The 12,655-nt window shown below is 38.7% G+C and carries 16 protein-coding genes; 11 read left to right on the top strand and 5 right to left on the bottom strand.

All coding sequences use genetic code 11. From position 1 onward, the window contains the following. Window positions 1–43: 43 nt before the first annotated feature. Both recO and FDK13_RS01355 read left to right on the top strand, forming a co-directional pair. Entirely contained in the window at window positions 44–739 is a 696-nt protein-coding gene (gene recO, locus FDK13_RS01350) for a DNA repair protein RecO (RefSeq protein ID WP_137338174.1), read from the top strand. 84 nt (window positions 740–823) lie between these two features. Then, window positions 824–1,510, top strand: coding sequence for a hypothetical protein (locus FDK13_RS01355; protein ID WP_137338175.1), 687 nt, complete (start codon window positions 824–826; stop codon window positions 1,508–1,510). 60 nt (window positions 1,511–1,570) lie between these two features. On the opposite strand, the gene FDK13_RS01360 is transcribed toward FDK13_RS01355, so the two are convergent. Continuing rightward, window positions 1,571–2,011, bottom strand: coding sequence for a DUF3299 domain-containing protein (locus tag FDK13_RS01360; RefSeq protein WP_137338176.1), 441 nt, complete (start codon window positions 2,009–2,011; stop codon window positions 1,571–1,573). After that, window positions 2,012–2,416: a hypothetical protein gene (locus FDK13_RS01365; RefSeq protein WP_137338177.1), complete on the bottom strand. Its 405-nt coding sequence runs from the start codon at window positions 2,414–2,416 to the stop codon at window positions 2,012–2,014. A 90-nt stretch (window positions 2,417–2,506) separates the two neighbouring features. Here FDK13_RS01365 and FDK13_RS01370 point away from each other — a divergent pair, with 90 nt between their 5' ends. Beyond that, window positions 2,507–3,715, top strand: coding sequence for a GTP-binding protein (locus FDK13_RS01370; RefSeq protein ID WP_137338178.1), 1,209 nt, complete (start codon window positions 2,507–2,509; stop codon window positions 3,713–3,715). 348 nt (window positions 3,716–4,063) lie between these two features. Here FDK13_RS01370 and lptB read toward each other — a convergent pair whose 3' ends face one another. Further along, window positions 4,064–4,795, bottom strand: a complete 732-nt coding sequence (lptB, locus tag FDK13_RS01380; protein ID WP_137338180.1) for an LPS export ABC transporter ATP-binding protein — start codon at window positions 4,793–4,795, stop codon at window positions 4,064–4,066. 33 nt (window positions 4,796–4,828) lie between these two features. Then, complete coding sequence (gene recJ, locus FDK13_RS01385) at window positions 4,829–6,541, bottom strand: single-stranded-DNA-specific exonuclease RecJ (protein ID WP_137338181.1); 1,713 nt, start codon at window positions 6,539–6,541, stop codon at window positions 4,829–4,831. A 140-nt stretch (window positions 6,542–6,681) separates the two neighbouring features. Here recJ and ruvX point away from each other — a divergent pair, with 140 nt between their 5' ends. From ruvX to FDK13_RS01400, 3 genes are read left to right on the top strand one after another with little or no spacing between them, the layout of a single operon-like run. After that, window positions 6,682–7,095, top strand: a complete 414-nt coding sequence (gene ruvX, locus FDK13_RS01390) for a Holliday junction resolvase RuvX (protein ID WP_137338182.1) — start codon at window positions 6,682–6,684, stop codon at window positions 7,093–7,095. Between the two features lie 47 nt (window positions 7,096–7,142). Beyond that, complete coding sequence (def, locus tag FDK13_RS01395; RefSeq protein ID WP_137338183.1) at window positions 7,143–7,733, top strand: peptide deformylase; 591 nt, start codon at window positions 7,143–7,145, stop codon at window positions 7,731–7,733. A 25-nt stretch (window positions 7,734–7,758) separates the two neighbouring features. Continuing rightward, complete coding sequence (locus FDK13_RS01400; protein WP_137338184.1) at window positions 7,759–8,550, top strand: amidohydrolase; 792 nt, start codon at window positions 7,759–7,761, stop codon at window positions 8,548–8,550. A 1-nt stretch (window position 8,551) separates the two neighbouring features. Here FDK13_RS01400 and gatC read toward each other — a convergent pair whose 3' ends face one another. Next, complete coding sequence (gene gatC, locus FDK13_RS01405) at window positions 8,552–8,839, bottom strand: Asp-tRNA(Asn)/Glu-tRNA(Gln) amidotransferase subunit GatC (protein ID WP_137338185.1); 288 nt, start codon at window positions 8,837–8,839, stop codon at window positions 8,552–8,554. Between the two features lie 610 nt (window positions 8,840–9,449). Here gatC and FDK13_RS01410 point away from each other — a divergent pair. From FDK13_RS01410 to FDK13_RS01430, 5 genes are all read left to right on the top strand, one after another. Next, window positions 9,450–10,289: a MotA/TolQ/ExbB proton channel family protein gene (locus FDK13_RS01410; RefSeq protein ID WP_137338186.1), complete on the top strand. Its 840-nt coding sequence runs from the start codon at window positions 9,450–9,452 to the stop codon at window positions 10,287–10,289. 64 nt (window positions 10,290–10,353) lie between these two features. Further along, window positions 10,354–10,968: an ExbD/TolR family protein gene (locus tag FDK13_RS01415; RefSeq protein ID WP_137338187.1), complete on the top strand. Its 615-nt coding sequence runs from the start codon at window positions 10,354–10,356 to the stop codon at window positions 10,966–10,968. Between the two features lie 28 nt (window positions 10,969–10,996). Further along, window positions 10,997–11,563: an ExbD/TolR family protein gene (locus FDK13_RS01420; RefSeq protein ID WP_137338188.1), complete on the top strand. Its 567-nt coding sequence runs from the start codon at window positions 10,997–10,999 to the stop codon at window positions 11,561–11,563. A 54-nt stretch (window positions 11,564–11,617) separates the two neighbouring features. After that, a complete protein-coding gene (locus FDK13_RS01425; RefSeq protein WP_137338189.1) occupies window positions 11,618–12,442 on the top strand; it encodes an energy transducer TonB in 825 nt (274 codons plus the stop codon). A gap of 3 nt (window positions 12,443–12,445) precedes the next feature. Then, window positions 12,446–12,649 carry a hypothetical protein gene (locus tag FDK13_RS01430; protein ID WP_137338190.1) on the top strand — a complete coding sequence of 68 codons (204 nt, stop codon included), beginning with the start codon at window positions 12,446–12,448 and terminating at the stop codon, window positions 12,647–12,649. Window positions 12,650–12,655 lie beyond the last annotated feature (6 nt).

The raw sequence follows: 12,655 nt of genomic DNA on the forward strand, positions 1-12,655 counted from the left end.
TGTAAGGCTGATTTTTTATTCGAGAAAAGCATAAACATAAAGCATGTTACATAAAACCAGAGGAATTGCCCTGAATTATATCCGTTATCGTGAATCTTCAATTATTGCGAAGGTTTACACGGAAGCCTTTGGAATACAGAGCTATATTGTAAATGGTGTGAGGAGCAGCAAATCCAAAAATAACAGGATAGCTCTTTTTCAGCCTCTTACCTTATTGGATATGGTTGTTTATCATAAAAGTAAAGAAGCAACCATTCACCGGATTTCTGAGCTTAAATGTTATGCGCCATTTCAAAGTCTGCCTTATGATGTTTTCAAATCGAGCCTGGCTTTATTTGTGACTGAGATTTTGGGAAAAACATTGAGGGAAGAAGAGCCGAATGAACCTTTATTTCAATTTATTGAAGACTCGGTTTTGTATCTGGACGAAGCAGACGGTGGATTTGAAAATTTTCATATTCAGTTTTTACTTCAATATGCGTCCTATCTTGGTTTTGGTGTGGAAACAATTGGGGATCTGGAAAGTGAATTGAAAGAAAATCATTTTCCTCAAATCGCAGATGCAAAAGAATTGAATGCTACCGAATATTTGCTGCATAATCCGTATGGAATTATAGTTTCTCTTGACCGTACCAGACGTGTTGATATTCTTGAAAAACTGATTTTCTTTTATAAAATTCATATGGATTCTCTTGGAGAAATCCGCTCTTTAGAAGTTTTAAGAGAGGTTTTGAAATAATTAATCAAGATTTAAAAAGTGTTGTTAAAACCCCATTGGCATACTTTTGATACTCTTTGAAGATAAACGTAAACTAGAAACCGAATGAAACAGCTTCTTATTATTACAATATTATTATGCAGCACATTGGTAATGGCACAAACGCCAAAAGGTGCATGGAAATCTCAGGAGCCAACGGGCAGTACTTCAACATTAATCGTGACAGACAACTATATGATCATTGCTTCATACAGTGTTTTAAATAAATCTTACGAAAGAACGGAAGGCGGACCATTCACAATTCAGGGCGACCAGATGACTTACACACCAGAATTTAATCCGTCCGATACAGCCAAAGTGGGAATTCCAATTGTTTATACCGTAACAATGAAAGATGGAATCCTGACGTTGAAATATGATGAAGCCATGGTTTGGATGAAAATCGATGACGGAGGAAATTCGGCTTTAACCGGTGCCTGGAAAGTTTCTGATAAAGAAGGTGATTTGAAAACGCAACTTACAGGAACTCGCAAAGCCGTTAAACTGGTATCAGGGACTCGTTTTCAATGGATTGTTTTTGATATCGTTGAAAAAACATTCTATAAAACCGGCGGCGGAACTTATACTTTTAAAAATGGGAAATATTCGGAGCGCATTGAGTTTTTATCAAGTGATAATAACAGGGTAGGTACTACTCAGATTTTTGACTCGAAACTGGATAATGGCGTTTGGGATTACAAGGGAACGAACACGGCCGGAAAGCCAATTCATGAGATTTGGGAGAAAAGGTAATCCGCTTTTCTTAATAACAAAAAAGGTCTTTCCAGTCTTTGTGATCGGGAAAGACCTTTTTTAATTCACCACCTCTACGTTTTTCAGGATATAATTAAGGTGTTCAATATCCGATGGATTGAGGTGTAAAGTCCCTTTCACCGTTCTTTGCTCGTCTGTTTTAAACCGTTGCTTTTTATTCTTAAACTGCAATTCCATAATCGATTCAGGGCCAGCGCCGCCGCAAAAAAAGCAGGCAGCCATAGGTTGTGCCGAGACAACATAGATATTTTCGTTTTCATCGACTGGAATAATGTAGCCTTTGATCTGAATTTCTTTTCCTTGAAGTACTTTAACACTTTGACCAAAAGATGGATACAAGAAATACATACTCACTTCCTTATTCAACCTTCTCGTAAACTGCACATCGGACAAATTTTTCCAGGTAATAGGCATCGGATTCATCGGCTCAGATAAGAGGAATCCTGAAATGAACATAAAAAGTATAGTTGCTGTCTTCATTTAAAATTTGTTTTTAATTTCTTGCTGCAATTCTTCAATTGCTTGTTTCGAATTTTTTTGATATTCAAGCATGGATTCATCCGTCATTTGAACTGCCAACTTATGTTCATGATGTTCACCTTGGTGATGTTCATGCCCGAAACCTGGAACTTCAACGACTCCATCTTCCCATAATTCAAGAATAGCGCTCAGACTATCCAGTTTTTGAACTCTAACCAAGTCCTTATTTATAAGTGCTTTCTGTTTCTTTTCTGTTATCTCCGTTTCGATATTTTCATGAATACGTATGGATTCCAAATGAATTTCGTTGGCCAGGATCAGCTCCGGACCTTTATAATTTGTCTTTTGACAGGCACATATTATAATGATTAAAAGTGTTGCCAGTAAGATGTTTTTGATTTTCATATATGAAATTTTATTATTTGCAACAATGTTGCAAATATATATTCTATTTTTATATTTGCAACAAGGATGCAAATATAAAATGGCGAAAATATGAAAAATAACAAACTTCCCGTTACCGTTCTGAGCGGATTTCTGGGTGCGGGAAAAACCACATTACTCAATCATATTCTTCATAATAAGGAAGGATTAAAGGTTGCTGTGATTGTCAATGATATGAGTGAAGTAAACATTGATGCACAATTGGTCAAAAATGAAAATACGCTGAGCCGTACCGAAGAACGGTTGGTTGAAATGTCAAATGGCTGCATCTGCTGTACGCTTCGGGAAGATTTGATGATTGAGGTTGAAAAACTGGCGAAAGAAAAACGTTTCGATTATCTGTTGATTGAAAGTACCGGAATTTCTGAACCGGTTCCAATTGCGCAGACATTCAGTTTTGTAGATGACGAAAATGGTATTGATCTATCAAAATGGGCGGAAATTGATTGCATGGTGACCGTTGTGGATGCATTTAATTTTTCAAAAGATTTTGGGTCGCTGGATACCATTATCATTCGGGATTTGAATGATGATCAATCTGATACAAGAACAATTGTGAATCTGTTAACCGAGCAGATCGAGTTTGCTGATGTGATCATTCTTAATAAATCTGACCTGGTTTCACCAGCGCATATGGCGGAATTAAAAGCCGTTCTCAATGCATTAAATCCGTCTGCCCGATTAATTGAAAGTTCCTTTTCAAAAGTAGAAGCTAAGGAAATCCTGAATACAGGATTATTTAATTACGAAGAAGCGTCACAATCTGCCGGCTGGATTCAGGAATTAAATAAACTCGAAAATGGCACCCACATACCTGAAACCGAAGAATATGGAATTAATTCTTTTGTATTTCGAGATAAGCGGCCGTTTCACCCTGAACGATTCTGGAATTATCTTTCTCAAAACTGGCCAGCCGGAATTATTCGCAGCAAAGGATTATTCTGGATTGCTTCCCGACCAAATGATGCATTAAATTGGAGTCAGGCCGGAGGATCCTTGCGTGCAGAAGGCGCAGGAGTCTGGTGGGCGAGTATGCCGGTTAGTCAAAGAATTCGTTATCAGGCTTATATGGATAATCGGGAATCAATCGAATCACGTTGGGGACGTTTTGGTGATCGTTCGAATGAGCTGGTTATTATAGGTCAGGATCTTGAAAAGGAACTTATTATGGCTGAGTTGGAGCTTTGTTTATGTACTGGCAAGGAAATTATTCAGATGGAAAAAGGGGACAAATTCCGGGATCCGTTTCCTGTTTTGTAATCATTAATTCGCCATAATTAATCCGATCTATTTAGATCTGTTCAAAATAATTTTCAAAAATCTTTTGAATGATTCTAAATAGGTACTACATTTGTCTCATCAATAACGGAGATGGAATGAACGCGTCGATTTCGAATGAACCAATAATACTTGCTGAGCCAGTTAATTTCTGGTCAAAATCGCTGATTCTAAACGATTCATGTGTTTTTAAGGATTGTTGCAAAAACTATAAGAAGAAAGGGAAATACTGTAAAAAGTGCCCTAAAAAATAATACAGTTCATGGTGAATAATTGTAAGAGGGGGAGTGCCCAGAGCGTTCCCTTTTCTATGCTTGAGACTTTTTGAAATTAAACTTTTCGTTTCAATTCAAAATTCTGACCAAGGTAAACTCTTCTTACCTGTTCATCTTCCGCAAGTTCTTCTGCACTTCCCTGTTTCAGAATTTTTCCTTCAAATAAAAGATAAGCCCTGTCCGTGATCGAAAGCGTTTCGTTCACATTATGATCGGTAATGAGTATACCAATATTTTTGGTTTTCAGTTTGGCAACAATACTCTGGATATCTTCAACCGCAATCGGATCCACACCCGCAAAGGGTTCATCCAATAGAATAAATTTAGGATCCACAGCAAGTGATCTGGCAATTTCAGTCCTGCGGCGTTCGCCCCCCGACAAAACCATTCCTTTACTTTTTCTTACATGTTGCAAATGGAATTCTTCCAGCAATTCTTCTACTTTTTGTTTTTGTTCGATTTTGGAAAGGTTGGTCATTTCCAGTACGGCAAGAATATTTTCTTCAACCGTTAATGAACGAAAAACAGAAGCTTCCTGAGCCAGATAACCTAGTCCAAGACGTGCACGCTTGTACATCGGAAGGTCGGTTATATCCCTGTCGTCCAGAAAAACCTTTCCGCTGTTTGGTTTTACCAGTCCCACAGCCATATAGAAAGATGTTGTTTTTCCCGCTCCATTCGGACCAAGTAATCCTACAATTTCACCCTGTTCAACCTGGTAGCTCACATTGTTATTCACAAGACGGGCACCGTATTTTTTTACCAGATTTTCGGTTCTTAATATCATTGTTCGATTTTAGTAATTCAAAAACGCAACGGTCTAATTAAATTTAATATCCTTCAGGAACAATTGTAACGTTTTTTTGTCCCGAAAGTTATTCTCTTCCAGATTGTAACAGATAGAAAAAGTTTTGCCTTTGATCAATTCCGGATAATACTGTGACATACCAAAACCAATCGCTGTAAAAATCGGCGAGCCGTTTTGTTTTACATCAAATTTAATATGCTTTTCTTTCATGATCGTAGGCTGACCGGCCAGAGAAACTTCTTTACTCTCAAAAACCGGCGTCATATTTCCCGGGCCAAAAGGCCCCATCTGACGCAGAATATTATAAAATTTGGCAGTAACAGCGCTTAATTCCAGTTCAAGATCAATATTGATCATCGGAATTAATTGATCCGGCAAAATTCTGCTTCTTACAATCTGGTCAAATTTGGCACGAAAGGCTTCAATATTTTCAATTGGCATGGTCAAGCCGGCTGCAAAAGTATGGCCACCGAATTGTTCCAGAAGTTCAGCACATTCTTCAATTGCTTCATAAACGTCAAAACCAGGCACCGATCGGGCAGAACCGGCGGCTTTTCCGTGGGATTCCGTTAAAATAATAGTAGGCCGATGGTATTTTTCAATACACCGGCTCGCCACAATTCCGATCACACCTTTATGCCAGCTTTGCTTATATAGTACTGTGCTTCTGGCTTCTGTTAACCAGTTATCACTTTCAATCATCGCCAGGGCTTCCTCCGTTATGCTGCTATCAAAAGTCCGACGATCGCTGTTATGCTGATTTATTTCATAAGCAAAATCAACAGCTTCCTGTTCTACTTCTGAAAGTAAAAGACGCACTGCTTCTTTTGCATGTTTAATTCTGCCCGCAGCATTAATTCTGGGTCCAAGTCCGAAAACTACATTGGTAATATCAAGCACACCTTTAATTCCGGCGATATCTATCAATGCTTTCATACCCACACGCGGTGCAGCATTCAGGCGTTGAAGTCCATAATAGGCCAGAATTCGATTTTCTCCTGTAATTGGAACAATATCCGCAGCGATACTAACGACCAGTAAATCAAGATATTCAAACAGCGATTCCTGCGGAATATCGTGCTGAATACAAAAGGCCTGCAATAATTTAAAACCAACACCGCAGCCGGTCAGTTCTTTGTAGGGATATAAGCAATCTTCTCTTTTTGGATCTAGAACAGCGACTGCCGGAGGCAGCTCATCACCGGGACGGTGGTGATCGCAAATTATAAAGTCGATTCCTCTTTTATTCGCCTCGGTAACTTTATCAACCGATTTTATACCACAATCAAGTGTTACAATTAAGCTGAAACCATTTTCCTGTGCGAAATCAATACTTTGCCAGGAAACGCCATAACCTTCATTGTAACGGTCCGGAATATAATAATCCAGATTGTCGTACATTTTTCTTAAAAAACCATAAAATAACGTCACAGAGGTTGTCCCGTCAACATCATAATCTCCGTAAACGAGAATTTTCTCACCATTGGAAATAGCTTTGGATAAACGCTCAACAGCGATATCCATATCCTGCATCAGGTATGGATCGTGTAAATGCGTAAGGTCCGGGCGGAAAAAATTACGGGATTGTTCAAAATCTTTGATACCACGCTGTACCAAAAGTGTAGCCAAAAATGGATTCACTTTTAAAGCCTCAGCCAGTTCACGCGCAACTTCAAGTTGATCAGAGGGTAATTCAGGGATTTGTATCCAACGCTTGTCAATCATATTTACAAAGATAATGGGATTCTGTGATGCATGTATCAAAATCTATTATCGCGTGCCGAATCAGGGAAAGCTAAGTGAAAGGTCTTATCTTTGCAAAATTATTTTAGTCAAAGTTTGACTATTCACTTATTGAATAAAAAATGCCTCGTCTACTGTCCATTGATTATGGTGCAAAACGCACCGGAATTGCGGTAACTGATCCTTTGCAAATTATAGCAACGGCGCTTGATACCGTTAGAACACATGACTTGCTTGATTTTTTGAAAAAATATGCCCAGAGTGAAGTGATCGAAGCATTTGTGATAGGAATGCCGCGGAAACTGGACAATACAGAAAGTGAAAACGCGGCCAGAGTACATGCTTTTATCAAATTGTTGAAAAAAAGTTTTCCTGATATTCCGATTCACACGCATGATGAGCGATTTACATCGTCGATGGCGTTGCAATCCATGATTGCTGGCGGTTCTAAAAAAAGTGAAAGAAGAGAAAAAGGAAATATTGATAAAATCAGCGCTACTATTATTTTACAATCCTTTATGGAAAGTCGCGGATAATCAATTAATTAAAGAATAATTATTTAGAAATCTCATATTTTAATCAGATGATTTACCCAATTGTAGCCTACGGCGACCCTATATTAAGAAAGCAAACCCGCTTTGTTGAAAAAGATGAAATGGATCTTAAAAAGCTTTCGGCCGATATGTTCGAAACCATGTATTCTGCTAACGGTGTAGGATTGGCTGCGCCTCAGGTGGGGTTAAATATTCGTGTTTTTGTTGCAGACGGAACGCCTTTCAGCGAAAAAGATGAGGATGACGACGACGACGACGAAGTTGATTTGAGCCTTGTGGGTTTCAAAAAAACATTTATTAATCCCGAAATTCTGGAAGAGGATGGAGAAGAATGGGCGTTTGAGGAAGGATGTTTGAGTATTCCGGGAATCCGCGGCGATGTTTACAGGCCGGAAAGGTTGGTAATTCGTTACCGGGATACCGATTGGAACGAATTTACAGAAGAATATACAGGAATGGCTGCAAGGATTATCCAGCATGAATATGATCATTTGCTTGGAAAACTTTTCGTGGATTATCTTCCAACATTGAAAAAACAATTGATCAAAAAGAAACTGACTGATATTTCAAAAGGAAAAACAGATGCTGATTACCGTATGCGTTTTCCTGGCCGCCGATAATTGTTTTCATTTCTAATCCCTTGATATGGCCGTCCCGGTGGTTGATGAACTTGCAGTTTGTCTTATTCAAACAGATTTATATTGGGAAGATGTAACAGCGAATCTTTCTTCACTGGAAGAGAAAATTGCTGCTATCGATCATCCTGTTGATGTTATCGTTTTGCCTGAAATGTTTAATTCAGGCTTTACGATGAACACAAATATTGCTGAGCATATGAATATGACGACGACCAAGTGGATGAAACACATGGCGTTGCAGACCGGAGCTTTGATGATCGGGAGCTTAGCCATAAAAGAGGCAGGGAATTCTTTTAACCGATTGTTGTGCGTCCGGCCGGATGGATCTTTTGTTCAAAACGACAAACGTCATCTTTTTAGGATGGGAGCGGAGCACGATACTTACACGCCCGGAAGTTCCCGCGAGATAGTAGAATGGAAAGGTTGGAAAATTTTTCCCCTCGTGTGTTATGATTTAAGATTTCCGGTCTGGAGCCGGAATTCTTCTGACAACCCTTATGATTTGCTTCTTTACATTGCTAGCTGGCCCAAACGACGTGCACATGCCTGGAATACTTTATTGAAAGCAAGGGCGATAGAAAATCTCAGTTATGTTGTGGGAGTAAACAGAACAGGGCAGGACGGAAATGGTATTGACTATCAGGGAGATTCCGTCGCGCTGGATTTTCTGGGAGAACCTCTTTTCCATATGGGAGATAAGGAATCGGAAAAAATTGTTAAAATTTCAAAAACTGCTCTGCAGGCTTATAAAAATTCTTTTCCCGCCTATCTTGATGCTGATCAATTTGATATAAGGTAACTTATTCAATCACTTTGGGTACCTTTATATAGGTATCATCTTTACTTGGTGCATTCGCCAAAGCTTCTTTTCTTGAAAGGCTGTTATTTCCTTTATCCTCACGCCAATTATTGACTTCTTCCATAATATGGGTTAGCGGCTCGACATTTTCCGTATCAATTTCGTTTAGTTGTTCCATCCATGTCAAAACATTATCCATACTGGTGAGTAGAGCTTCCTCCTCTTCCGGTTTTACATGGAGTTTTGCAAGACCGGCAATTTTTTTCAGAGACTCGTGATCAATTTTCATTATGTTAAGAATTTGTTATGTTCGTAATTCCTGGCGAATCGTGCCACAAAAATACCACATTTTTGCGAACTCAAAGGGAAGATCGGTTTTTTAAGCAAAATGGTGGTATGAAAACAGATTGCTTAACTTAAAAATAATCCGAATTTGTTGAAATGATAATTTTAGGGCAACAGATTCTTAAAAATATTATAATCTTAAATAAGTAGGAGGCGAATAATATTTGCTTTTGAACCCAAATGAGAAAATAATTTAAAATGCTTTTGCCAATTTAAAAAAAGATGTTCCTAGGATTTGAGGCGTATAGTACAATTTTATAGAAGCTTAGAATTTAGCTATATATCATTCTTAATCAATGAAAAAAAGGCATTAAAACATCAAAATTTATTTGAGGCTAATCTTAAAATTATACAATTGAATGATAGTTAATAAAAATATAGAATAAAAAAACCAGACAAAAGCTTGCTTTTTTTTAAAAGGAAAACTCATACTTTTGTAGGACTTAAAATCGTAACACCACAATCAAAATTTTATTTTACAAAAACACGGTTTAACCAAAACTTTTATTTAATTCACAACCAAAATCTCAATTTAACCTTTAAAAGTAAGTCTGATGGAAAAGAAAGCAACGACTCCGGCACCAGCACCAAAGCCTGCAACAGCAGCATCAAAAGGCTCAGGTGGTTTGAATCCGGCATTGGTAATCCCCCTACTATTTGTTATTGCCCTTAGTGTTTACATGTTTGTTTTAGGATCTCCTGATCACTTTATTGACGGAGATATGGAAAAAGGGCCAAAACCAGGTGATTATTTCGGTATTGTTCATGAAGGAGGACCTATCGTACCTTTGTTAATGACTTGTTTTCTTATTGTTCTTGTTTTCACAATTGAGCGTATTATCACAATTGGAAAAGCAAGTGGTACTGGAAGCATTGATTCTTTCGTTCGTAAAATCAAAGCTCTTCTTGACAAAAACCAAGTTGACGAAGCAATCAAAGAATGTGACAAACAAAAAGGTTCAGTTGGTAATGTAATCAAAGCGGGTCTTGTTAAATATAAACAACTTGCCGTGGATGGCCAATTAGACAAAGAACAAAAACTTGCAGCTTTGCAAAAAGAAGTTGATGAAGCAACTACGCTTGAATTGCCTATGCTACAAAAGAACCTTACCATTATCGCAACATTGGCTGGAGCTTCTACGCTTATCGCCCTTCTTGGAACGGTACTTGGTATGATCCGTGCATTCGCAGCCTTGGGTGCAGCTGGTGCATCTGATTCAGGTGCTCTTGCAGCGGGTATCTCTGAGGCCCTTATCAACACAGCGATTGGTATCGGTACTTCTGCGATTGCAACTATTTCTTACGCCTATCTTAATAGCCGTGTGGATGATTTGACTTACAGTATTGACGAAATTGGTTTGAGCATTCAGCAAAATTTTGCTGCTCATTATTGATAGTTAAATACTATTGATATATAATTTTCGTTAATATCAAAAAAACTTATATATTTGTAAAGTTATGGCAATAGTTAAGCCTAAGAAACATCCGCCTCATACCGATATGACGGCCATGACGGATGTGGCATTCTTACTACTGACATTCTTTATTATGACGGCGACGTTTAAGACAAATGATGCGGAGGTTACTACGCCAAGCTCAGTGTCTACGATTAAAGTGCCTGATGATAAAATTATGATCATTAGTATTGACAAAACGGGAAAAGTTTTCTTTGGTGTTGATGCTCCGCCAACAAGAATATCTATGTTGGATAACATCGCCCAATCGAAAGGGATCACTTTTACCGATTTAGAGAAAAAGAAGTTTTCGCTTCAGTCGAGCTTTGGTTTTCCTCTAAATCAGCTTAAGTCTTTCCTGAATACTCCGGACGGACAAATGGCTCAGATAAAACAGCCCGGTATTCCGGTTGATTCATCTGGTACAAGTGAGCTTGCTGACTGGGTTTATGCTGCTAGAAAAGCGGATCCTGGTTTGAGAATTGCGCTGAAAGGAGATAATCTTGCAAAGTTTCCTGTATTTAAGGACGTTTTAGGGAATCTTCAATCGCAAAATATTAACAGATTCAATCTGATCACCGCCAGCGAAGATGCGCCGGCAGGTTTTAAGATGGATTAAAATATTTCACTTGAAATAAAAGTATAACATGGCAGAGATAGTAGAATCAGGTGGTGGCAAAGGCGACGGCGGTAAGGTTCGTGGCAAGAAAATGTCCACCCGTGTTGATATGACTCCGATGGTTGACTTGGGTTTTTTGCTTATTACGTTCTTTATGCTTGCAACAACAATGTCTAAACCTACGTCGATGACATTGAACGTGCCTGATAAAACAGAAGAACAAGTAAAAACAGAACCCTTAAAAGCATCAAAGGTGTTAACACTGTTCTTAGGTAAAAACGATGATGTTTTTTACCTGGATGGTATTGCAGCGGATGATCCGAAAGCGGAAGAATCAATGAAAACAACACGTTTTGGTCCTGATTTAAGAAGTGTGATTTTTGAATCAGCAAAACGTATCAATGCAGCTAACGAGAAAGATGATAAAGGTTACGGTGCATTTGTTGTTGTAATTAAACCTCTGGTTGTATCTACTTATAAAAACATGGTTGATGTGTTGGATGAAATGGCCATCACCAAGTCTAAAAAGTATGCACTGGTAGACGAACTTACCGATTCGGAAAAGAAGTTACTTGGAGACAAAGTAAAACCTTAAGTAAAAATCTTAAGGTTTAGTTATAATGATTTTTAACATTTTAATTTAAACGCCATGGCAGAAGTTAGCCCGAATGCGACACTGGATGATATAGTGTTTGCCAATCGTAATAAGGCGTATGGTGCATTTTCACTGAGAAAGGGATATCGTGCAGATATCACCAAATCAACTTTGATCGGCGCTGCTCTTTTCGTTTTCGCAATGTTTTCACCTGCACTTATCAATGCACTGAAAGGCGATGAAGTAAAAGAGGAAGTAATGGTTAACGTGGATTTAATGAACTTGCCACCACCGCCAATAGATCCGACTGAACCGCCACCGCCACCGCCGCCGCCAATTGAGCAGCCTAAGGTAGCAACGGTTAAGTTCTTGCCTCCTGAGGTAAAAATGGATGAGAAAGTTCCTGAAGAAACACCTCCTCCAACGGTTGAGGATCTTAAGGAAGCAATCGTTGCTGACAAAACAGTAGAAGGTGACCCGAATGCAAACGAGGTAATCGTAGCACCGGAACAAGTAGCTGCTCCTAGTAAGGGAACAGTTGTAGAAGCCGCTCCTGCTGAGGAAAAAGTCTTCACTGTTGTTGAACAACAGCCAGAATTCCCGGGTGGAACTGCTGAAATGTACAAGTATTTAGGAAAGAATATTAAATACCCAAGTGCAGCTTCACGTGCTAACGTATCCGGAAGAGTATTTATGTCATTCGTTGTTAATACGGATGGAAGTATTCAGGATGTTCAGGTACTAAAAGGTTTGGGTTTTGGTTGTGATGAAGAAGCTATCCGTGTTGTGAAAGCAATGCCAAAGTGGAAACCAGGTAAACAATCAGGACGTGCAGTTAGGGTTAAGTACAACTTGCCTATAAATTTCCAACTTGAGTAACTCATGAAGGAAAAACCATTGCATGAGAAAGTGATTGATCTTGCTTCTTTGTTAATGGCTCTTACATATATAGGAGGAGGGATCTATTTGATCTCCTCCTCCTTATCTTTTAATTTGCTTCCTGTTGGAAGTATGCAGCGATATGCATTTGCTGGCATACTTATTTTGTACGGTTTTTACCGTGGTTACAGGGTTTGGAAGAAATGAGTTATC

Source organism: Dyadobacter frigoris, assembly GCF_005280585.1.
GTDB lineage: Bacteria > Bacteroidota > Bacteroidia > Cytophagales > Spirosomataceae > Dyadobacter > Dyadobacter frigoris.